Origin of the sequence: Campylobacter sp. RM16704 (genome assembly GCF_000816245.1) — a bacterium.
GTDB lineage: Bacteria > Campylobacterota > Campylobacteria > Campylobacterales > Campylobacteraceae > Campylobacter_D.
In genome coordinates this window covers 1,067,801-1,088,232 of the sequence record NZ_CP007769.1, presented here as the reverse complement: position 1 = coordinate 1,088,232, position 20,432 = coordinate 1,067,801, and the positions used below count along the sequence as shown (strand labels likewise).

Genomic DNA, 20,432 nt, shown 5'->3' with positions numbered 1-20,432 from the left:
TTAAACCGTTTTGGAAAATACTTTTTTATCTTCACTAATGCGTTTTAAATATTTATCAAAACACATGGCGATATTGCGGATTAAAAGTACTCCGGTTTCATTTACTTTGATGCGGGCCTTGTCTATGGTGATAAATTCGTTAAGTTTTTGCAACTCTTTTAAGTCTTGCTTAAAATATTCAAAAAAATCTATTTTAAATCTTTGTTCTATATTTTTTATGTTAAGGGTGAAATTGCTCATAAGTTCCATAATAACTATTTTTCTCAATTCATCATCATCATCAAGCATAATGCCTTTTTCACATGGTAATTTACCCTCATCAATAGCTTTTTCATAGCTTGGCATATCTTTAAAATTTTGCATATAATGTCTTCTACCTTCACCTATGCTAGTTAAGCCAATTCCGATTAAATCAGTTCCCCCTTTAGTGGTATAGCCTTGAAAATTTCTATGTAAACTGCCATTTTCTAGTGCTTTAAAAAGTTCATCTTGAGGTTTTGCAAAATGATCCATTCCTATCATTTTATAACCATTTTGGGTTAGAAATTTTTCACAATATTCCAAAATCTGAAGTTTTACATCAGGACTTGGTAAAGTATTTTCATCAAATTTTCTCATATTTTTTTTGAGCCAAGGTACATGAGCATAATTAAAAATAGCAAATCTATCAGGATTGATTAGTAAAGCCTTTTCTAAAGTTCGTTTAAAACTTTCTAGACTTTGAAAAGGTAGACCATAAATTAAGTCCATATTGATCGATTTTACACCCTTATTTCTTACCATATCTACTACATTTTTAGTAAGCTCAAATGGCTGAATTCTGTGGATTTCTTTTTGCACTTTTTCATCAAAATCTTGTACGCCAAAGCTAATACGGTTAAAACCATTTTGGATTAAAACATTGGCTTGTTCTTCGTTTAAAAATCTAGGATCAATTTCGCAGCTTATTTCACTATCTTGGGTAAAATTTGGAAAAATGTTTTTGATTTTTAAAATTAAATTTTCAAGTTGTTTAGCGGAAAAAAAGGTAGGGGTTCCACCGCCAAAATGCATTTGTACTACTTCTCTTTGAGTGTTAATAATTTTTGACAAAAGATCAAGTTCTTTAAAAAGATAATCTAAATATCTTTCTTTGCTATCTTCTTTTGCTGTATATATTACATTACAGCCACAAAAATAACAAGCACTTCTACAAAATGGTAAATGAAAATACAAAGATAATTGTGCTTTTTGGTGTTTTAAAATTTCTATATAATCTTCATATTTAAATTGAGTGTTGAATTCTATTGCTGTAGGATAAGAAGTATATCTTGGACCTGGCTTGGAATATTTAACAAAGCTTTTATAATCTTTCATTTGTTTTTACCTTTTGCATTACTTCTTTCATATCAATAAACAAATTAGGATGTTTGGTATGAATGTTACTAATTAACTGATCTAAATTAATATTAACCTCTTTAACACCCTTGGCAACTTGGTGTTTTATTTCATCCATAGCAACAATCCATACATCATTGAAATCAATAGGAATTTGTTGGTATATAGCCTTTTCTAGTTTAAGTTCAAAATTGTTTTTTTGCAAATCCTTGGCATTTTGTAAAAATTCAACCAGTGTCTTTACAGAAAACATAGTTTTAACATCATCATTTTCATCTACTATAAACCATGGTTCAGGTGCTAATTCATGGCCATTTTTTAAATGAAGTTTTTTTTCTTTTTCATTTATATGAGTTAAATAAAATATAGTTTGATTGTGTTTTTCTATACCTAAATGAGCTGACAATTCATCTATAATTTCTTGAGACCTTTTTTTGATCAAGCTATTCAACAATCACTCCTTATTTTTTAATAATTTCGCAATTTCTTTTGCATGATAAGTAATGATCAGTTTAGCTCCAGCTCTTTTAAAAGCAAGCATTGTCTCAAGCATTACTTTTTCATAATCAATTACACCCGCTTTTTGACCAGCTTTCAATAATGCATATTCTCCACTTACATTATATACACAAAGTGGTAGTTTAGAATGATTTGCTATATCTTTTACTACATCTAAATATGCAAGTGCTGGTTTAACCATTAAAATATCAGCACCTTGTTTTTCATCCTCTATGCTTTCACATAGGGCTTCTTTTCCATTTGCAAAATCCATTTGATAGGTTTTTCTATCTCCATAGCTTGGTGCAGAATCAGCTACATCTCTAAAAGGTCCATAGTAAGCTGAAGCAAATTTGGTTGAATATGCCATAATAGGTAAATTTTCAAAACCATTTTCATCTAAGGCATTTCTTAATGTTTGGATAATTCCATCCATCATACCACTTGGTGCTATCATATCTGCACCATTTTTTGCATGAATTAAGGCTTGTTTTGCCGAAATTTCTAAAGTCAAGTCATTATCAACGCTTTTAGTTTTTGGATCTATTATGCCACAATGACCGTGATCAGTATATTCACAAAAACAAAGATCTGTAATCACTACTAAATTAGGAAATCTTGCTTTAATAGCTCTTAAACTTTTAGCAATTAAACCATCATTACTTAACGCATCACTACCACAACTATCTTTCTTGCTATTTTCTAAAACACCAAATAAAATAATAGCTTTTATACCAAGATGGATTAACTCTTCGCATTCTTTTAAAATCTCATCTAAACTCATTTGAAATACACCAGGCATAGATGAAATTTCATTTTTAATATTTATTCCATCAACAACAAAAAGAGGGTAAATTAGATCATTTAAATTTAAAGTATTTTCCTTTATTAAGCTTCTAATATTCTCATTAAGTCTTAATCTTCTGAAGCGTTTAAACATAAATTTCCTTTTTGTTTGTTAAAATTGCCTAAATTCTAGCATATTTTTTATAAAAAAGGTAAAGTAAAATAATGACTATTCAAATTTCTGAAATAGCAAAACTTCCTACACGTTTTGGAGAATTTAATATACAAAGTTTTAAAGAAAATGATAAAGAACATCTTTGTATTTTTAAAGGAAAATTAGACAAAGAAGTTAATATTAGAATTCATTCAGAATGCTTAACTGGTGATGTATTGGGTAGTTTAAAATGCGATTGTGGCGAACAGCTTGAGTTTTCTTTAAAATATATTCAAGAACATGGTGGTATGATAATTTATCTAAGACAAGAAGGAAGAGGTATAGGACTTTTTAATAAAATTAATGCATATGCTTTACAAGATAAAGGTTTGAATACCATAGAAGCTAATCATCAATTAGGTTTTAAAGCAGATGAACGCAGTTATGAAATAGTAGATTTTATACTCAAGCATTATAGAATTTCTAAAATCAATCTTTTGACTAATAATCCTGAAAAACTTAATACACTTAAAGAAAGGATTAATCTAAGAGTGCCTATTTTAATAAAAGCCAATCGTTTTAATAAAGATTATTTGGAAGTCAAGCATACACAAATGGGACATTTAAATTGAAAAAATATGAAGAACGATTAAATTTTTTACAAAATTTAAATAAAGATGATTTTTTTAAAAAAATTACACTTTATAAAGAATTGTTGAAAAAATTTAATGCTGTGCACAATCTAACACATTTTGAAAATATTGATGAAAATATTATTGATAGTGTTAAAATTTTAGATTTATATGATTTAAATAATATGAAGAAAATAATTGATGTTGGGAGTGGTGCAGGGTTTCCAGCTGTTTTTTTAGCTTGTATTTTACAAGATAGTGACTTTTTTCTTTTTGAGCCTAGTGCCAAAAAAACTTCCTTTTTAAGGGTGATTAAAACTGAACTTAATTTGATAAATGTAAGCATTATAAAAGAAAAATTACAAAACTATCCACCTTTTAAAGTAGATTTAATCATTTCAAGGGCTTTGATGGATATAAAACCTTTAGTAGAAATTTCAAATGGTTTTTACGATGAAAAAACTTCATTTTTGCTTTATAAAGGTAGTGGAGTTTATGATGAATTACAAGGATTGAAAGATTATCAAATCTTCAATCAAGGCTTTAGGAATTATTGTCTTTTAAAGATAAAGGAAAAATTATGTTAATTTTTGGACACCCTTTGATAAATATGCAAAAATTTAGTCATTATGAAAATATTTTTATTAAAACGAATGTAAATTGTTTTGATTATAATGAGCAAAATATAAAAGGTGCAAAAGAAAAAAAGATAGATTTTGGTATTTTTGTTAAAAACGAAGAAGAAATTTTGCTTTCTAATGCACTAGGGGCAAAATATATTTTAATAGAAGATGAGAATTTAGCAAAAACAGCCTCAAAAATGGCTGAGTTTTATATGTTTGATTCTAAAATATTATTTTTACTTGATACTTTAAAAAATAATCTAAAAAAAGCTTATGAATTAAGTGTAGATGGGGTTTGTTTAAAATCTTACATTGATTAAAGCTTAACCCTTTTTAGGGTTTAGCTTTTAAAACTTCTTCTTCTTAGCATCTTCTAAAATATCATTAGCAATTTGATTTACATTCTCAGATATTGCAGCACTATCTTTTGCTATTTTAAGATTTTCTTGGGTTACACGATCAATTTGTGCTACAGCATCATTAATTTGAGTAATACCTGTAGTTTGTTCTTTAATACTTTCACCCATTTCATTAATAGATTGAACTAAGATATTAGTATTAGCTTCAATTTCACCTAATGATTTTTGAGTTCTTTCAGCTAGATTTCTTACTTCATCAGCAACAACAGCAAAGCCACGTCCGTGCTCACCAGCACGTGCAGCTTCAATAGCAGCATTTAATGCAAGTAGATTGATTTGATCAGCAATATCTCCTATGATAGAAGTAACATTCTTAATCTCTTCACTTTGAGCAATAACTTCACTAGTTTTATGAGATACATTTTGCATAGAAGAAGTAATCTCTTCTAAAGTAGCAGCTGTTTCTTCTAAAGAAGAAGCTTGGCTAGATGAAGAATCAGTTAAGTTCTTAACAGCATTTTGTAATTTACCACTCTCATCAGCTAATAAAGAAGCAAATTCAGATGATTGCTTTAACATATCAATGATTTCTTTACCTAGGGTATTAGTTGTTACTTCAACACCACCTTTAGCATTTTTAACTTCAGTGGTAAAGTCTAATGCTTTATAGCTATCAAATACTCTATTAATTTCATTCATATTAGAACCAACTTTTGCTTCTAATACATTAAGCATTTCATTTAAAACATTTTTTAATTCTATTAATTGAGGATTAGCTGGAACAGCTGTAATTCTTGCTGTGAAATTACCACTTTCTATTTCTTTAGCAGTTTCTACTGATTGTTCTACTGCTTTAGAATCTTGTTCTAATGCATTTTTAGTTTTAGTGATGTTTTCATTGATGGCTTTAGCCATAGCACCAAGTTCATCATTGGTATTTACATTAATCATAGCCGAATCTTTGGTTTTATGATTGATAAAATCAAAGAAAGAGTTAAGACCGGTAGTAATAATTGCTATTGGCTTTAAATTTTTAATAATAGCAAATCTTACTAGTATTAAAGCTATAATAATAGCAATGATGGCAATGATGATTTGTTGAAATAATACTTTATTTACTGCATCAGTATATACAGATTCTTCTGTGATAGAACATACTATGTATTTAGGATTTAATGTTGGAGCACAAGTTACTGCTTGAGTTTTACCTTGACCATCTTTTGCATAAAATAAAGTTTCTTTGGTTGGATCAGCTAAATCAGGATTAGCTTTTACTGCATTAGTTACATTAATACTTAAGTCATTTTTAGCAAGCATTCTATCTTTTTCTTCGTGAAATACTATTGCACCATCTCTATCATATACTGCAGCATAAGAGCTATTAGAATGACCTATAGCTAAGACATCTTTAGAAAATGTATGTAGATTATAATCGCCACCAACAACAGCTATAAATTTACCATTATGATAAACAGGGGCAGCATAAGTAATACCAATATTACCAGTTGTTACAGATTTGTACGGATCTGTAACTATCAATTCTCCTGCCTCTTTAGCTTCTTTATACCATCCTCTATTTCTTGTATCATAGCCTACTGATAAATCTAAAATTTCTCCATTTGATTGATAATTTTTACCATCTTTTTCAAAGCCAACATAAAGTAATTCGAATTTAAATGCATTAGCCATAATTCTAACAATATCTAAAATTTCTTCTTCTGGCATATTTGGTTTTTTAGAAATTTCATCTTTTAAAGCAAGTATAGCATCTCTTTTAGTAAGTGCATATAATTTATATACTTCATCAACATCATTCATGGTTTTAAGCTGAATTTCTTTTAAATAACTAAAAGTACTTTCTTTTGAAGTATAATAACTGATTGCATTTGTTGCAATTACAACTAGCATAACACATGCAAAAACAACTCCAACAAGTTTAGAAGATAAACTTTTAAAACTAAACATTTTGAATCCTTATTTAAAATTTAGTTAGTATTTTAAAAGTATTATTATACAAAAAAATAAAAAATAAATTTTTAATATTTATTGAATATATGGAATAAATTTAAGCAAGCAATAGAAAGTATATTGTAGGTTTCTTCGAAATTTCCACTATACCATGGATCAGGAACTTCATCATAACCTAATTCTACAGCATAAGAAGTAATTTTTTGAATTTTATGTTTGAAATCGGGAAAATTTTTAACAACATCTTTAAAGTTTGCATTATCCATTACTATAATATAATCATTTTCTTTACATATTTTTTCAGTTAGTTTTTTACTATAAAATGGCTCTGAAATAATATCTTTATCTTTTAGTAAAGATTTTGTTTTATAATGCATATCTTCTCCATCATGATAACCAGCTGTTCCAGCGCTGCAAATAGTAAATTTATCGTTTAAATTTGCTTTTGATATAAGATCTTTCATGATAAATTCTGCCATAGGAGAGCGACAAATATTACCCAAACAAACAAAGACAATTTTAACCATAAAATTCCTTGAATTTTTTATAAATTAAAATTATACCAATATTTAAAAATTTTTTGGATTAATTAAAACTAAGGTATAATTTTTAAATGGGGAGCTTTTGCTGAGAGGAAGTTTGGCTTCGACCCTTGAGAAGCTTGGTAATGCGAGCTTTGAATTCTTGCAAAAACTTTCCTTTTTTTAAAAAAAGGATACAAATGATACATGCAAATACTAAAACAAAAATTCCAGTTTTAACTATAGCTGGAAGTGATTGTAGTGGGGGTGCTGGTATACAAGCTGATTTAAAAACCTTTAGTGCACATAATTTATTTGGCATGAGTGTGGTTTTAAGTGTAGTAGCTGAAAATACTGCAAGGGTGATTTCTTGTTTTGATATACCAACAAAAATTATAGATGAACAAATATTAGCAGTATATGAGGATATTGAGCCAGTTGCTGTTAAAATAGGTATGTTAGGTTCTAAAGAAATCATAAGTTGTGTAAAAAAGAATTTGTTGAATTTTAATGCTAAAAATATAGTGATTGATCCTGTGATGTTTGCTAAAAATGGATATGCATTAATGCCTTTGGAAAATTGTCAATTTTTTAAAGATGAGATGTTATCTTTGGCTGATGTGCTTACTCCAAATATTCCAGAAGCTGAATTTTTATGTAACTTTAAAATACTTAATGAAGATGATATGAAAAAAGCAGCTATTAAGCTTTATGAAGAAGGTGCTAAAAGTGTTTTGGTTAAAGGCGGACATAGTAAAGATAATACCAATGATATATTTTATGATGGTAAAGAATTTAGTATTTTTACCGCAGAAAAAGTTAATACAAAAAACACTCATGGAACAGGTTGTACGCTAAGTTCAGCCATAGCAAGCAATCTTGCTTTGGGCAGGGAAAAATATGAGGCCATAAAGCTTGCTAAAGATTATGTTTATGGGGCTATTTTAAATTCTTTAGCGCTTGGAAAAGGTTGTGGTCCAACTAATCATTTTTTTCAATTTGATAAGGAGTAAAAATGATTATAAAAACAATAAGAGAAAAAAATCCTTTAATTCATCATATTACTAATTATGTTACAGTTAATGATTGTGCAAATGTTACTATTGCTATGGGGGCAAGTGCTGCTATGGCTGATTTTTACGAAGAGCAAGCTGATTTTGCTAAAATAAGTTCTGCTTTGGTATTAAATACAGGAACTATTAATCAAAGTATTGCTAACTCTATGTTAAAAGCTACTAAAGAATATGCTTTGATAAATAAACCTATAATTCTTGATCCAGTTGCATTAGGAGTAAGTCGTGCTAGAGATGAGATTAATTTTAGTTTGCTTGATTTAGATGGCATTCATATTATAAAAGCTAATGCCTCAGAAATGGCTAGTGTGGTAGGTTTAGATGGTAAAGCAAGAGGGGTTGATAGTACTTTTGTGATTAATGATGATTTTTTAACACAAGCTCAAAAATATGCTACAAAAACTAAACGTATATTAGCTATAACAGGTAAAATTGATTATATTATTAGTGAAGAAAAAATTGCAAAAATATACAATGGCTCTGCTATGGCAGCTAAAATTACTGGTGCTGGGTGTATGTGTGCATCTATGTGTGGAGTATTTTCTGGCGTTTTGGAAGATAAATTTCAAGCTAGTTTATATGCTTTACTTAGTTTTGGTATAGCAAGTGAGATAGCTCAAGAAAGCTCTAGTGGAAGTGGCAGTTTTAGAGTAAATTTATTAGATGCTTTGAGTAATTTAAGCGATGATGATGTAAAAAAAAGGGCAAGATATGAAATCATTTGATGTTTATCTTGTTGCTAGTAAGGGTTTAAGAAGTGAGGTTGAATTTTTAAATATTATAGAAGCTTCTTTAAAAGCAGGTTTAGGTATTTTACAACTTAGAGAAAAAAAGCTAAGTTCATTGGAATTTTATAATCTTGCTTTAAAGGTAAAAAAGCTATGTGATGCGTATAATACGCCTTTTATAGTTAATGATAGAATAGATATAGCCATGGGTGTAAATGCTAGTGGGGTGCATATAGGGCAAGAGGATATACCATTAAAAAAAGCTAGAGAGCTTTTGGGAAGTGATAAGATTATAGGAATTAGTATAAATCATAAAAATGAACTTAAAAACATAAAAGAGGCTGATTATATAGGAGTAGGGGCAATTTTTGCCACCCCTAGTAAAAAAGATTGTGTAATACTAGGTGTAGATGGTTTGAAAGAAATTGCAAATTTAAGCCCTTTGCCTGTGGTGGCTATTGGGGGGATAGATGAAAATAATGTTTTCTTGCTGAAAGATTGCAAAATTCAAGGTATAGCAGTTATTAGGGCTATAATGGATTCAAGCAATCCTTTTTTATCAACTACAAATTTAAAGAAAATATTTGCGGAGTTTGACAAATGAGTGTTTTGATGGAATTTAGTATATTTAGTATAAGTGGAGAAATTTCTAAAAAAGAAGAGGTGGTTAAAATTTTAAAAAAGCTACAGAAAAAAAATATAGATTTTAAACTCCATAGTATGGGAACTTGCGTAGAATGTAAAAATATAAAACAAGCTTTAAAAATTTTACATTTAGCCTCAAAATGTATGGATACAAAAAGGTATTACATAAACGCTAAATTTGATTGCTATAAGAATAGAAAAAATGCCATAAAAGATAAAATAAAAACAGTTAAAGAGCGTTTATAGTGGTATATTTTATAGGTAATGAATACTTTGATGGAATTAAAACTATAAAATTAAATGAAATTTATTTTTGTAATTTTGAAATAAATTTGAAAGAGTTTGATTGTTTAATTATTAGCTCTAAAAATGCTTTAAAATCTTTAATGAATAGCAAGAGTAAGATTGACTTTGATATAAAAGTTTATACCGTGGGCAAAAAAAGTACTGATTTTGCAAAAGAACTTGGCTTTAAAAATGTAAAATATCCTAGCAAAGCTTATGGACAAAATCTAGCAAATGAATTTTTATCTGAATTTAAAAACAAAAAATGTATTTATTTAAGAGCTAAAAAAATTAGTTCTGGTCTTGATGAGTATTTATTGAATAAAAATATTTGTTTAAAACAGGTTATTGCTTATGAAAATGTAGCAATAAAGCCAAAAAAAGATGAGTTAAGGCTACACCATCCAAGTGTTTTTATTTTTAGTGCACCTTCTAATGCTGAGCAATTTTTTAAATTTTATTCTTTAAAAAAAGAAGATAAAGTAGTTGTTATAGGCGAAAGTACAGCTTTAAAATTTAAAGACTTTGCAAATTTATATATTTGCAAAGATCAGGATTTAAACTCATGTGTAAAATTGGCTAAGAGTCTAGATTCTTAAAGGTTTTATATAAAAAAATAAAAGCAATAAGCACTATGCAAGTTTCGCTCATAAAAGAAGCAAGCCAAACTCCATTTAATCCAAAATAGTGTGATAAAATTTGGATGAACATAAAAGGTAAAATTAAACTTTGAGTTATAGATACAATCAAAGAGAGTATAGGTTTATCTAATGAAGTAAAAAATGAGGCACAAAGCTTTCCAAACCAGCTAAGTAGGAAAGAAAAAGAAAACAAGGCAAGTGCATTTTGTGCTATATTTGCAAATTCTTCATTGTTATTTTTATTGAAAAAAGAAACTATATAATCATTATAAAAATATACAACAACAAAAACAAATGTTCCAAGTAGGCAAGATGCAAAAAACATTCTTTTGAAAATCATTTGAATTCTTGGTGTATTTTTATAACCATAATTATAACTAATAGCAGGCTGCATTGCTTCACACATTGATAAAATTAAAGCAAAAGTAAAGGTGCTTAGATAAAGTATAATAGAAAATGCTGCTAATGCTTGATTGCCAGATATTTTTAATAATATAGCGTTGGCTAAAATGGTATAAATAGAACTTGATATATTAGAAAAAAATTCAGAAGAACCATTATAAATAATATTTTTTAATATTTTAAATCTTATCATAGGTTTTCTAAATTTTAAGACCAAATCTTTGGATATAAAAGGTAAAAATCCCAAAATAGTTCCTAAAGACATACCTATACAGGTTGCTAATGCCGCTGAAAAAAGACCCCATTCAAAAACTACTATAAAAAGCCAATCTAAAACTATATTACTTAAAGCTGTTATGATATTAACTAACATACTATAGAATGTTTTCCCACAAATTCTTAGATAATTATCCATAGCAAAAGCTAGCATATTCAATGGAGCAAAAATGGCAAATATCTGCATATATTCAGTTGATAAATTTTGTATATTTTCATCAGCTCCCATAAAAGCACTAAGAGGTTTTGCAAGAAAAAATCCTAATATTCCCATTAAACAAGAAATTCCAAAAATGAGTATTATACAAAAAGAAAAAATACGTCTAGCGTTTTCTATTTTTCCTTTTCCGAGATTAATAGCTATTTGAACTGAAGATCCTATGGCTATCATATCAGCCAAAGCAAAGCTAATCATAATAAAGGGCATGACTAAATTCATAGCAGCTAATGCATCTGTGCCAAGATATCTTCCTACAAATATTCCATCTATAATGACATAAAGATATATAAAAGCAGCACTTGCCATATTAGGCAAAGCGCACTTATAAAACAAGATAGTAGGATTTATATTAGTATAAAAATTGTGTAATGACATAAGTTTTCCTTATTAATATTTATTTTATTGTTGATTTAAATAAAATAAAGCTAATAAAGAGACTCAATACCTTCTATAGTATCTTTAAAATATGGGTCTGAAATTTCAATAAAATAATCTTTGAAAAACATAAATCACCTAAATTCTAAAAATCCTATAAATATAATATTAATATTATATTACAAAAGCCTTTATTTTTAGCTTAATATAAAATTTAACACTCTTTAACCGATTTTAATAAACCCACAAATAAAAGGAGCAAGGATGCAAATAAATTCGTATTCACGTGTGGCTATGGAGTCACAAGTTAGCAATAGGAAGGCTGATTCGAATACAAAACTTGAAGATGCCAATACTAAAAGTGCTAATAGTACAAAAAATATTGACGAGGATAAACTCAGTAAGCTCGCTAGTATAGGTGGTAAGGGGATAACAGAACTTTACACAATAAGCTTTATGCAACAAGCTTTTAGCATGAGTTCTTCAAACAGCTTATCTCAAGCAGGAATATTTGGCGGTATCCATTCTAAAGATTCATTATCATCTATTTTATCCAATGTGGATTTTAAAGCTATAGGCTATGATGGTAAGGATTTACTTAGTTTAAGCGTTGATGAAGCAAAAGAGCTTATCAGTGAAGATGGGTATTTTGGCGTGGCAAAAACTTCTGAGAGATTGGCTGATTTTGTTATAAAAGGTGCTGGTGAAGATGTAGAAAAACTTCAAAAAGGTTTAGAAGGTCTAAAAACAGGATTTGCGCAAGCGGAAAAAATGTGGGGTGGCAAACTTCCTGATATCAGCTATGAAACTATTGATAAAGCTATTGAAAAAGTAACCCAAAAAATAAATGAGTTGGGTGGAAATTCTTTAGATATCAATGCGTAGATTAATCCCTAGTAATCTAGGGATTAATCTATTTTTAAAACACTCAAAAATGCTTCTTGAGGCAAATGAACTTTACCTATAGCTTTCATTCTTTTTTTACCTTCTTTTTGTTTTTCTAAAAGTTTCCTTTTTCTTGTGATATCTCCACCATAGCATTTTGCAGTTACATTTTTACCCATGGATTTAACATTTTCTCTTGCTATGATTTTATTCCCTATGCTTGCTTGAATTGCAACTTCAAAAAGTTGTCTAGGAACTATTTCTTTCATAGCTTTTACAAGTTCTCTACCTTTACTTAGTGCTTTTTCGTTCGGTACTATAATGCTTAATGCATCAACATTTTCTCCAGCTACTTTTATATCAAGTTTTACAAGATCTCCTATTCTAAATTCAATAGGCTCATAATCAAAGCTAGCATAACCTTTAGTTAGTGACTTTAACTTATCATAAAAGTCCATTACTATCTCATTTAAAGGTATATCATATTCAAGCAATACACGTTCAGGAGTAATATAGTCCATTTTAACTTGCATACCGCGCTTGCGATTTAAAAGAGTAATTAAATTTCCTAAATATTCACTAGGTGTTATGATGGTAGCTTTTACATAAGGCTCTTTAATGTGATCTATTTTATTAACTGGTGGTAATTCACTAGGATTTTGAATTTTTAAAATTTCACCATCTGTTTGATAAATCTCATAAGTAACGGTTGGCGCAGTAGCTATTAAGTCAAGGTTGAATTCGCGTTCTAATCTTTCCTTGATAACTTCCATATGTAAAAGTCCTAAAAATCCAACCCTAAAACCAAATCCTAGAGCTAGTGAGGTTTCGGGTTCATAGGTAATAGAACTATCATTAAGTTTTAATTTATCCAAAGCATCTCTTAAATCTTCAAATTTATCTGTCTCTATAGGGTATAACCCTGCAAAAACAAAAGCCTTTGCTTTTTCAAAACCACCAATAGCTTCTTTTGCTCTATTTTTGGTTAATGTTATAGTATCACCAACTTGAACATCGGCTACATTTTTAAGTCCAAGTACTATAACTCCAACTTCACCAGATTCAATTTTTTTAGTTTTTATAGGACTTAATGGGTGAGGATAGAAAAGATCTTGTACTAGGTGTTTTTTATCAGTACTCATTACTAAAACTTCATCGTTTTTACTAATACTTCCATCATAAACCCTGACTAAAGCCAAAGCGCCTAAATAATTATCAAACCAAGAATCATAAATCAAAGCTTTAGTAGGTGCTTCATCGTCAGTTTTTGGTGCAGGAATTTTTGTGATGATAGTCTCTATAAGCTCTTTTATACCAATGCCAGTTTTAGCACTAACACAAACTGCTTCAGAACAATCAATTCCTATGATATGTTCTATTTCGTGTTTTACTTTTTCAATATCTGCTGAAGGAAGATCTATTTTGTTTATTACAGGAATAATTTCAAGGTTATTTTCTAAGGCTATATAAACATTTGCTATAGTTTGTGCTTCTACTCCTTGAGAAGCATCAACTACAAGTAAAGCTCCTTCACAACTTGCCAAAGAACGATTAACCTCATAGGAAAAATCAACATGACCTGGGGTGTCTATTAAATTTAATACATATTCTTCGTTGTTTAATTTATAATTTAAGCGTACAGATTGTGCTTTTATGGTTATACCACGTTCTTTTTCTATGTCCATAGTATCCATTACTTGGGCACTCATTAATCTATCACTAATTGCTCCGCATTCGCTAATAATTCTATCTGCAAGAGTAGATTTACCATGATCAATGTGTGCTATAATTGAAAAATTTCTAATATTTTTCATCAAAAGTTACCTTTATGAATGTTTCATTTTTCTTTTTGCTAAACCTATTTGTTCATAAGTGTCAATTTCTTTTCTAAGGCTTTTGTATCTTTTTTTGAGTTCATTATTTAAAAATGATATGTTTTTTGCTGTAGCATTAATATTAGCCGATATTGCACTTACGAAATCTAATTTCCTTTTTGTGGTATTATCTTTTGGGTTGTTGCTTATTTTTTGTGAATTTAAAAATTGCAAAATTAAATTTTGTATTTCTTGAGAATTTTTAGCTGTATTTGCTTTAGAAATAAAATCTTCAATATTATTTATCAAAGAATTGCTTTGATTGGTATTAGAATTTTTAGAATGTTTTTCCTTATGTGAAAAAAACAATGCTAAAAAAATTCCTGATATAATAATTACCACTAAAGCAATGATTAAAAAAATAAAAATAAAATTATTCATTGTTGTATTTTCCTATATCTTTCTTGCATAAGACTTTTTAAAATAACTAACAAGACTTAAAATTACCATGAAGATAAAACTCCAATATACATAATCAGGAATTTTTACAGAATCTCCAGCTGCATAAGAGTGCATTCCGGATAGAAAATAATTTACTCCAAAATATGTCATTATAATTACCCAGTAGGCAAACATAGAGCAAACTGCAAAAGTATATTGATTTGCCCATTTTGGAACTAATCTTATGTGTAATATAGCTGCATAAACTAAAATACTTATTAAAGCCCATGTTTCTTTAGAGTCCCAACTCCAATATCTTCCCCAGCTTTCATTTGCCCATATAGCACCTAAGAAATTTCCAACTGTGAGTAAGCATAAGCCTAAAATCATGGCCATTTCATTGATTCTTGTTGCTTCTGTGATATTTCTTAAAATATTTTCATTGTGTTTGCCATTTGATTTTAACATACATAGTAGTATTAAAACAAAAATTCCTAATAATGTACATAAGCCTAAAAATCCATAGCTAGCCGTGATTACTGAAACATGTATAGTTAGCCAATAAGATTGTAAAACAGGAACTAGATTGGTAATTTGAGGATCCATTTGACTAAGATGAGCTACACCTAAAGTAACTCCTGCTAAAATAGAAGTTAAAGAAAGAGCTATAGGACTTTTTCTTGAAAAGAAAATTCCAGATAATGATAAAGCCCATGCTATATAAACCATACTTTCATAAGCATTACTCCAAGGAGCACGACCTGCTATGTACCAACGTAAAGCTAGACCTAAAGTGTGTATGAAAAACGCAAAAATATTAAATACATAAACACATTTAAAAACAAAGTCAATACGAATTTTTGGCATAAGCATTTTTATAAAAACAATAACTAAAAGTAAAAATCCGGCAAATAAATAAAGAGGAGCAAGATTTACGAAAATTTGACTTTTATTGAAAAATATTTCTGTTTGCAATTTGGTATTATTTGGCATAATCTCATGCCCATATTTATCTTGATAATTTTTTATTATATTTAGATTAGCTGTTGCTTCATCCCAGTTATTATGTATAATAGAATTTGATACAGCATTAAAATAGTTTTCAAGCATTGATCTAACTTCTTTACCTTCTTCATCTTTTAATCCAATAAAAGCTTCATAAGGTGAAATCCATTGATTGTTTGTGCTATTTTGCAATGGAATAAATTTAAAAATTTCACCAGAAAAAATAAGATTTAGAATATTTACTCTTTCGTCTAGCTTGATAATTTCTTTGTCAAAAACGCTTCTACGATTTGGATTTTTTCTATTTGCATTTTCTACATACTTTTGTAGCTTATAAGTGTCTGTTGTAAAAAAATCTTTAAAACTAGCATAAGCACTTGGTTGAATATTTAAAATTTTTGAAATTTCTTCATTAACTAAACGACTTTTTGGCATAAAAATTACAGCCTTATCATACCACGCACTACCATCAAAAATCATTGATATGATAGTAGATTCCGCACTCTGATTTTGATAGTTTGTATTTTTGTAAATTTTTTCTAATACTTCCATTGCCAAAGTATTAAATGGAACCATTCTCCCATCTGGTTTTTGAACTACCAAAGAAGCTAATTCTTCGGCATGTTTTTCATCTACTTTAATAGGTTCATTTGCGAAAATATTTTGACTATTAAAAGTTAAAAAAATAAATAATAAAGCAGAGCTAATTTTCTTTAAGGCATCTTGATTAATTAATTTTGCTAAATTTCTAAATCTTGAATGAGGATTTAAAACATTTAAAAACATCCCTAAAGTAAGGAGAAAATATCCTATATAAGTAGGGATTTTACCTGGATCTTTATTTACTGAAAGTATAGTCCCTAATTCATCTTGATCGTAAGAACTTTGATAGAATCTATATCCTTGATAATCTAAAACATTATTCATAAAAATTTTATAGTCTAATTTTTCATCACTATTATTGATTTCAACATAACTTGCATAAGACATAGGCGACATTGAACCTGGATAGCGTTCTAATTCAAAATCTTTCAAATACATTTCAAAAGGCATTTCTATTCCTTTGGGACCCCATCTTAAAAAGAAAGGTTGTCCTGCTACATCAATACGAACTGGAGAGTTGTATTCTGCTAAAAATACTTCTTTACTTTCTCCTTTATATGTTACATTTAATTTTAAAACATTAATAGCATTTTCTGAAAGTTGTGTTGGCATATATTTTGTAGTTTGGGCAAAGTCTTTGAAGTTGTTTAGTAAAGAATTATTCCAATATTTTGCTTCACCAAATAATGAAATTAAAGCATTACGTCCTAATTCCATCCAACTATTTTTAAACCAAATAAAAAAATTTTCATCTTGAGCTTGATTTATACCTTCTAAGGTTTTTTTGCCATGCAAAGAAACAAATTTTACAACTAAATTGACATCATTAAAAGAATATAATCTTGGCTCACTTGCTAAACTTTGCTGTTTTGCCTTTAAAATATTTTCTTTTCCATCACTCATTGACATATATTTTAAGTCAAAATCTGAAGTTAGATTTAGATTTTCATCAATTTTAATATAAGGACTGGCGACAGAATTATTTAAAAATGCAATATTAATACCATTTATATTTTCTATATCTCCTTTATGAAGTATAAATTCTTCTGTAATATTGTTTTGAGTTATCATAATAGAAAGCAAAGGATCTGACACATTGTCATCTATATAAATTTCTTTGGCATCTAATATTAAATTTTTATAGCTAATGTTAGCTTTTTCTTCTGGCATTATCAAATCAAAAGAAAAATTATTCACAAAAGGCAAAGTTGCTATATATTCGGATTTTGATGCACTATAAATTTTGTCATTTTTTAGTGTTGCTATATATATATAGCTTTTTGAGGTTTCAATTATATTGTTTTTCTCATTTTCTCTTATATGCAAATTACCTTCAAAACCCATATATCTAGTTATTGCAGAGCCTAATAAAATAAATAAAAATGAAATATGAAAAATTAAAAGTGGTATTTTTTTCTTATTAAACATTTTATATTTAAAAAGAGCTATTAATAGATTTAGTCCTAATATAAATTGTATAAATCCAAACCAAGTTGTGCCATAGATCATTGCCCATGCTGTAGGTGTATTATAAGCACTTTCTATAAAAGTTGCTAAGGCACAAAATAATGCAAAAATCAAAAATAAAAAAATAGAAATTTTTATATTTCCAAAGGCTAGAATTTGTTTTAACATTTGTTCAGGCTCCTAGGTATTTTTTTCTAATCTCATCATCGCCGATAAGATCTTTAGCTGGTGCATGCATAGCGACTTTTCCGTTTTCTAGCACATAGGCGTAATCACTTATTTTTAAAGCCGAAAAAGCGTTTTGTTCAACAAGCAAAATAGTGATACCTTCTTCTTTTAATTTAACAATAATATCAAATACTTCTCCAACAATTTTAGGGGCAAGTCCTAGAGATGGTTCATCAAGCATTAAAAGCTTAGGTTCACTCATAAGGGCTCTTGAAATAGCTAGCATTTGAGCTTCACCTCCGCTTAAGGTTCCTGCTAGCGCATTTTTTTTATCTTTTAATCTTGGAAAAAGTCTATACATTTGATTTTTTAAATGTTCGTAGTTTTCTGCGTTATTAAAAGCACCAATTTTTAAATTCTCTTCTATGGTAAGGTTAATAAAAACTCTTCTTCCTTCTGGAACTAAAGCTATACCTTTTTGTACTAAAGTATGTGGTAAATGTCTTTGAGTATCATAGCCTAAAAAAGTTACTTCGCCAGTTTTTTTAACACAATTTAGCATTGCATTAAGTGTAGAAGTTTTACCTGCTCCATTGGAGCCTATCAGGCTTACTATGCTTCCTGTTTTTATGGTAAAATCTATACCTTTAACAGCTTCTATTAAACCATAATACACATGTAAATCTTTAACAACTAGCATTGAAATCTCCCAAGTATGCACTAATTACTTCTGGGTTTTGTACCGCATCAATAGGTTTTCCTTCAAATATAGTTTTACCATAATCAAGCACCATAACTCTATCGCAAAGTTTATTTACAAATTTCATATCATGTTCAATAAGTAAAACACTAATATTTTTATTATCCCTTATATTAAAAATCAATTCAGCTAAATCATCACTTTCAGTTGAATTCATACCAGCAGCAGGTTCATCTAGTAATAAAAGTTTAGGTTTAGTTGCTAAAGCTCTTGCTATTTCTACTTTTCTTTGTTGTCCATAACTTAAGTTTGTAGCTTTTTCATCAGCCAAATGTGCAATATTGAGTTGTTCTAAAATTTCATAAGCAGCTTTTTTAGCATTTTTTTCTGCTTTGGAAAATCTTCCTAAATGTAAAAATGCTTCAAAAATATTATATTTAATGCTTTTATCAAAACCAATTAAAACATTTTCTAAAACATTCATACTTGAAAAAAGCCTAATATTTTGAAAAGTTCTTGCTATACCCAAATGAACTATTTTATGTGGTTTTAAATGATCAATTTTTTTACCTAGAAAAAAAACTTTACCACTACTTGGTTTGTAATTTCCTGTGATAATATTAAAAAGTGTGGTTTTACCCGCTCCATTTGGCCCTATAAGACCAAAAATTTCATTTTCTTTAATAGAAAAAGAAGTATTAGCTATAGCAGTAACACCACCAAAATTTTTACGGATTTCTTTAAGTTCTAAAATCATTTTTTATTCCTTTTAGAAAACTTAAATAAAAAGTCTGTTAATTCTTTATCTCCCATTATTCCTCTTCTGGCAAAAAGCATAACTAATATTAATATAATTGAGAATACTACCATTCTAAGACCAGGCATAGCTGGAGTTTCAAAACCAAAAATACTCATACTTTCATCTAAAAATCGTAAATATTCGCTTCCACCAATTACTAAAATAGCTCCTATAATTGCACCAGTAGTAGAACCTAATCCTCCTAAAACAATAATAATTAAAAGTTGAAAGGTAAATAAAAAATCAAATTGTTCAGGTGATACTGAGGCTAAAGCACAGGCTAGTAATCCACCCCCAACACCTTCTAAAAATGCCGAGGTACTAAAAGCAAGTGTTTTGATATTGAAAGTATTAATACCCATTGCTAAAGCAGCATCTTCATCATCTCTAACCGCCTTCATAGCTCTGCCAAATTTAGAACTAACAATATTTAAAATAATTATTACAGAAAAAATGGCGATTCCGCCACTCCAATACAAAGTAGTATGTTTTGGAATATCATTTAAGCCTAAAGAACCGTTAGTCACAGAAGCAAAATTAATAGCCATTAATTTGATGATAATACCAAAACCTAAAGTTACAATAGCTAGGTAATCTCCTCTAACTCTAAATACAGCAAAAGCTAAAATTAAAGACAAAAGCATAGCACAAAAACCAGCAGTAAGTAAGGCTACAATAAAGCTTGGAGAGTGAATCATTAAAATAAAATTACTAGGATCTTCTAAAGAAAACTGATCAATTTTGCTTTCGCTTGTAAGTAAAACTAGAGCAGCTACATAAGCTCCTACGGCTACAAAACCATTTGGTTCTAGTGAAAATTGACCTGTTACTCCATTAATAAGATTATAGCTAACTGCTAATATGATAAAAATGGCAATATTGCTTATAATTCCTATTTTATAATCGTTAAAAAAATAAGGAGAGATGAAGAGAAAAGCAAGTGCTATGATAAAAAAACTTAATTGCATAATTTTTTTTGTTATCATG

The 20,432-nt window shown here is 28.7% G+C and carries 21 protein-coding genes and 1 pseudogene; 9 read left to right on the top strand and 13 right to left on the bottom strand.

Going from position 1 to position 20,432, the window contains the following annotated elements:
* Genes hemN through hemB form a run of 3 tightly spaced genes read right to left on the bottom strand, consistent with a single transcriptional unit; the run spans position 1 to position 2,815 of the window.
* Positions 1-1,356, bottom strand: a complete 1,356-nt coding sequence (gene hemN, locus CAQ16704_RS05625; RefSeq protein ID WP_039667269.1) for an oxygen-independent coproporphyrinogen III oxidase — start codon at positions 1,354-1,356, stop codon at positions 1-3.
* Entirely contained in the window at positions 1,343-1,828 is a 486-nt protein-coding gene (locus CAQ16704_RS05620) for a DUF2603 domain-containing protein (RefSeq protein WP_052245018.1), read from the bottom strand. Before CAQ16704_RS05620 ends, hemN begins: the two co-directional genes overlap by 14 nt.
* Before the next feature lie 3 nt (positions 1,829-1,831).
* Complete coding sequence (gene hemB / locus CAQ16704_RS05615) at positions 1,832-2,815, bottom strand: porphobilinogen synthase (RefSeq protein WP_039667268.1); 984 nt, start codon at positions 2,813-2,815, stop codon at positions 1,832-1,834.
* Between the two features lie 71 nt (positions 2,816-2,886).
* Here hemB and ribA point away from each other — a divergent pair, with 71 nt between their 5' ends.
* From ribA to CAQ16704_RS05600, 3 genes are read left to right on the top strand one after another with little or no spacing between them, the layout of a single operon-like run.
* Positions 2,887-3,447 carry a GTP cyclohydrolase II gene (gene ribA / locus CAQ16704_RS05610; RefSeq protein ID WP_039667267.1) on the top strand — a complete coding sequence of 187 codons (561 nt, stop codon included), beginning with the start codon at positions 2,887-2,889 and terminating at the stop codon, positions 3,445-3,447.
* Positions 3,444-4,034, top strand: coding sequence for a 16S rRNA (guanine(527)-N(7))-methyltransferase RsmG (gene rsmG / locus CAQ16704_RS05605; protein ID WP_039667266.1), 591 nt, complete (start codon positions 3,444-3,446; stop codon positions 4,032-4,034). The genes ribA and rsmG overlap by 4 nt, the downstream gene beginning before the upstream one ends.
* On the top strand, positions 4,028-4,390 hold the full coding sequence (locus CAQ16704_RS05600) for a hypothetical protein (protein WP_039667265.1): 363 nt from the start codon (positions 4,028-4,030) through the stop codon (positions 4,388-4,390). Before rsmG ends, CAQ16704_RS05600 begins: the two co-directional genes overlap by 7 nt.
* A gap of 27 nt (positions 4,391-4,417) precedes the next feature.
* Here the strand turns inward: CAQ16704_RS05600 and CAQ16704_RS08625 are convergent, their stop codons facing one another.
* The 3 genes and pseudogenes from CAQ16704_RS08625 to CAQ16704_RS05590 all read right to left on the bottom strand — a co-directional run bounded on the left by CAQ16704_RS08625 (position 4,418) and on the right by CAQ16704_RS05590 (position 6,924).
* Positions 4,418-4,858 (bottom strand): methyl-accepting chemotaxis protein, encoded by a 441-nt coding sequence (locus CAQ16704_RS08625; protein WP_442856711.1) that lies wholly within the window; start codon positions 4,856-4,858, stop codon positions 4,418-4,420.
* A gap of 759 nt (positions 4,859-5,617) precedes the next feature.
* Positions 5,618-6,118, bottom strand: a pseudogene (locus CAQ16704_RS08620) (cache domain-containing protein); the annotation flags it as partial.
* A 347-nt stretch (positions 6,119-6,465) separates the two neighbouring features.
* A complete protein-coding gene (locus CAQ16704_RS05590; protein ID WP_039667263.1) occupies positions 6,466-6,924 on the bottom strand; it encodes a low molecular weight protein-tyrosine-phosphatase in 459 nt (152 codons plus the stop codon).
* Positions 6,925-7,118: 194 nt separating this feature from the next.
* Here CAQ16704_RS05590 and thiD point away from each other — a divergent pair, with 194 nt between their 5' ends.
* Genes thiD through CAQ16704_RS05565 form a run of 5 tightly spaced genes read left to right on the top strand, consistent with a single transcriptional unit; the run spans position 7,119 to position 10,248 of the window.
* Positions 7,119-7,931: a bifunctional hydroxymethylpyrimidine kinase/phosphomethylpyrimidine kinase gene (gene thiD / locus CAQ16704_RS05585; RefSeq protein ID WP_039667262.1), complete on the top strand. Its 813-nt coding sequence runs from the start codon at positions 7,119-7,121 to the stop codon at positions 7,929-7,931.
* Positions 7,932-7,933: 2 nt separating this feature from the next.
* The gene (gene thiM, locus CAQ16704_RS05580) at positions 7,934-8,716 is read left to right on the top strand and encodes a hydroxyethylthiazole kinase (RefSeq protein WP_039667261.1); all 783 of its coding nucleotides are present in this window, start codon (positions 7,934-7,936) and stop codon (positions 8,714-8,716) included.
* Positions 8,703-9,323, top strand: a complete 621-nt coding sequence (gene thiE / locus CAQ16704_RS05575; protein ID WP_039667260.1) for a thiamine phosphate synthase — start codon at positions 8,703-8,705, stop codon at positions 9,321-9,323. Before thiM ends, thiE begins: the two co-directional genes overlap by 14 nt.
* Complete coding sequence (locus tag CAQ16704_RS05570; RefSeq protein WP_039667259.1) at positions 9,320-9,610, top strand: DUF77 domain-containing protein; 291 nt, start codon at positions 9,320-9,322, stop codon at positions 9,608-9,610. Before thiE ends, CAQ16704_RS05570 begins: the two co-directional genes overlap by 4 nt.
* Positions 9,610-10,248: a uroporphyrinogen-III synthase gene (locus CAQ16704_RS05565; protein ID WP_052245017.1), complete on the top strand. Its 639-nt coding sequence runs from the start codon at positions 9,610-9,612 to the stop codon at positions 10,246-10,248. The genes CAQ16704_RS05570 and CAQ16704_RS05565 overlap by 1 nt, the downstream gene beginning before the upstream one ends.
* On the opposite strand, the gene CAQ16704_RS05560 is transcribed toward CAQ16704_RS05565, so the two are convergent.
* A complete protein-coding gene (locus CAQ16704_RS05560) occupies positions 10,229-11,563 on the bottom strand; it encodes an MATE family efflux transporter (RefSeq protein WP_039667257.1) in 1,335 nt (444 codons plus the stop codon). The genes CAQ16704_RS05565 and CAQ16704_RS05560 overlap by 20 nt on opposite strands.
* Before the next feature lie 264 nt (positions 11,564-11,827).
* On the opposite strand from CAQ16704_RS05560, the gene CAQ16704_RS05555 reads away from it, so the two are divergent.
* Positions 11,828-12,448 (top strand): hypothetical protein, encoded by a 621-nt coding sequence (locus CAQ16704_RS05555; RefSeq protein ID WP_039667256.1) that lies wholly within the window; start codon positions 11,828-11,830, stop codon positions 12,446-12,448.
* Between the two features lie 23 nt (positions 12,449-12,471).
* On the opposite strand, the gene lepA is transcribed toward CAQ16704_RS05555, so the two are convergent.
* Genes lepA through CAQ16704_RS05525 form a run of 6 tightly spaced genes read right to left on the bottom strand, consistent with a single transcriptional unit; the run spans position 12,472 to position 20,431 of the window.
* Positions 12,472-14,262 carry a translation elongation factor 4 gene (gene lepA / locus CAQ16704_RS05550; RefSeq protein ID WP_039667255.1) on the bottom strand — a complete coding sequence of 597 codons (1,791 nt, stop codon included), beginning with the start codon at positions 14,260-14,262 and terminating at the stop codon, positions 12,472-12,474.
* Between the two features lie 12 nt (positions 14,263-14,274).
* A complete protein-coding gene (locus CAQ16704_RS08570; RefSeq protein ID WP_052245016.1) occupies positions 14,275-14,703 on the bottom strand; it encodes a hypothetical protein in 429 nt (142 codons plus the stop codon).
* A gap of 12 nt (positions 14,704-14,715) precedes the next feature.
* Positions 14,716-17,946 carry a c-type cytochrome biogenesis protein CcsB gene (gene ccsB, locus CAQ16704_RS05540; RefSeq protein WP_039667254.1) on the bottom strand — a complete coding sequence of 1,077 codons (3,231 nt, stop codon included), beginning with the start codon at positions 17,944-17,946 and terminating at the stop codon, positions 14,716-14,718.
* Between the two features lie 4 nt (positions 17,947-17,950).
* Positions 17,951-18,646 carry a high-affinity branched-chain amino acid transporter, ATP-binding protein gene (locus CAQ16704_RS05535; RefSeq protein ID WP_039667253.1) on the bottom strand — a complete coding sequence of 232 codons (696 nt, stop codon included), beginning with the start codon at positions 18,644-18,646 and terminating at the stop codon, positions 17,951-17,953.
* Complete coding sequence (locus tag CAQ16704_RS05530) at positions 18,633-19,403, bottom strand: high-affinity branched-chain amino acid transporter, ATP-binding protein (RefSeq protein WP_039667252.1); 771 nt, start codon at positions 19,401-19,403, stop codon at positions 18,633-18,635. The genes CAQ16704_RS05535 and CAQ16704_RS05530 overlap by 14 nt, the downstream gene beginning before the upstream one ends.
* Positions 19,400-20,431 carry a branched-chain amino acid ABC transporter permease gene (locus CAQ16704_RS05525; RefSeq protein ID WP_039667746.1) on the bottom strand — a complete coding sequence of 344 codons (1,032 nt, stop codon included), beginning with the start codon at positions 20,429-20,431 and terminating at the stop codon, positions 19,400-19,402. Before CAQ16704_RS05525 ends, CAQ16704_RS05530 begins: the two co-directional genes overlap by 4 nt.
* Position 20,432: the final 1 nt, after the last annotated feature.

What these genes read in the sequence shown, in the direction of transcription:
- hemN (WP_039667269.1), bottom strand. Translation starts at nt 1,356, where the DNA reads ATGAAAGATTATAAAAGCTTTGTTAAATATTCCAAGCCAGGTCCAAGA.
- hemB (WP_039667268.1), bottom strand. Translation starts at nt 2,815, where the DNA reads ATGTTTAAACGCTTCAGAAGATTAAGACTTAATGAGAATATTAGAAGC.
- ribA (WP_039667267.1), top strand. Translation starts at nt 2,887, where the DNA reads ATGACTATTCAAATTTCTGAAATAGCAAAACTTCCTACACGTTTTGGA.
- CAQ16704_RS05600 (WP_039667265.1), top strand. Translation starts at nt 4,028, where the DNA reads ATGTTAATTTTTGGACACCCTTTGATAAATATGCAAAAATTTAGTCAT.
- CAQ16704_RS08625 (WP_442856711.1), bottom strand. Translation starts at nt 4,858, where the DNA reads ATGCAAAATGTATCTCATAAAACTAGTGAAGTTATTGCTCAAAGTGAA.
- CAQ16704_RS05590 (WP_039667263.1), bottom strand. Translation starts at nt 6,924, where the DNA reads ATGGTTAAAATTGTCTTTGTTTGTTTGGGTAATATTTGTCGCTCTCCT.
- thiD (WP_039667262.1), top strand. Translation starts at nt 7,119, where the DNA reads ATGATACATGCAAATACTAAAACAAAAATTCCAGTTTTAACTATAGCT.
- thiM (WP_039667261.1), top strand. Translation starts at nt 7,934, where the DNA reads ATGATTATAAAAACAATAAGAGAAAAAAATCCTTTAATTCATCATATT.
- thiE (WP_039667260.1), top strand. Translation starts at nt 8,703, where the DNA reads ATGAAATCATTTGATGTTTATCTTGTTGCTAGTAAGGGTTTAAGAAGT.
- CAQ16704_RS05570 (WP_039667259.1), top strand. Translation starts at nt 9,320, where the DNA reads ATGAGTGTTTTGATGGAATTTAGTATATTTAGTATAAGTGGAGAAATT.
- CAQ16704_RS05560 (WP_039667257.1), bottom strand. Translation starts at nt 11,563, where the DNA reads ATGTCATTACACAATTTTTATACTAATATAAATCCTACTATCTTGTTT.
- CAQ16704_RS05555 (WP_039667256.1), top strand. Translation starts at nt 11,828, where the DNA reads ATGCAAATAAATTCGTATTCACGTGTGGCTATGGAGTCACAAGTTAGC.
- lepA (WP_039667255.1), bottom strand. Translation starts at nt 14,262, where the DNA reads ATGAAAAATATTAGAAATTTTTCAATTATAGCACACATTGATCATGGT.
- CAQ16704_RS08570 (WP_052245016.1), bottom strand. Translation starts at nt 14,703, where the DNA reads ATGAATAATTTTATTTTTATTTTTTTAATCATTGCTTTAGTGGTAATT.
- ccsB (WP_039667254.1), bottom strand. Translation starts at nt 17,946, where the DNA reads ATGTTAAAACAAATTCTAGCCTTTGGAAATATAAAAATTTCTATTTTT.
- CAQ16704_RS05535 (WP_039667253.1), bottom strand. Translation starts at nt 18,646, where the DNA reads ATGCTAGTTGTTAAAGATTTACATGTGTATTATGGTTTAATAGAAGCT.
- CAQ16704_RS05530 (WP_039667252.1), bottom strand. Translation starts at nt 19,403, where the DNA reads ATGATTTTAGAACTTAAAGAAATCCGTAAAAATTTTGGTGGTGTTACT.
- CAQ16704_RS05525 (WP_039667746.1), bottom strand. Translation starts at nt 20,431, where the DNA reads ATGATAACAAAAAAAATTATGCAATTAAGTTTTTTTATCATAGCACTT.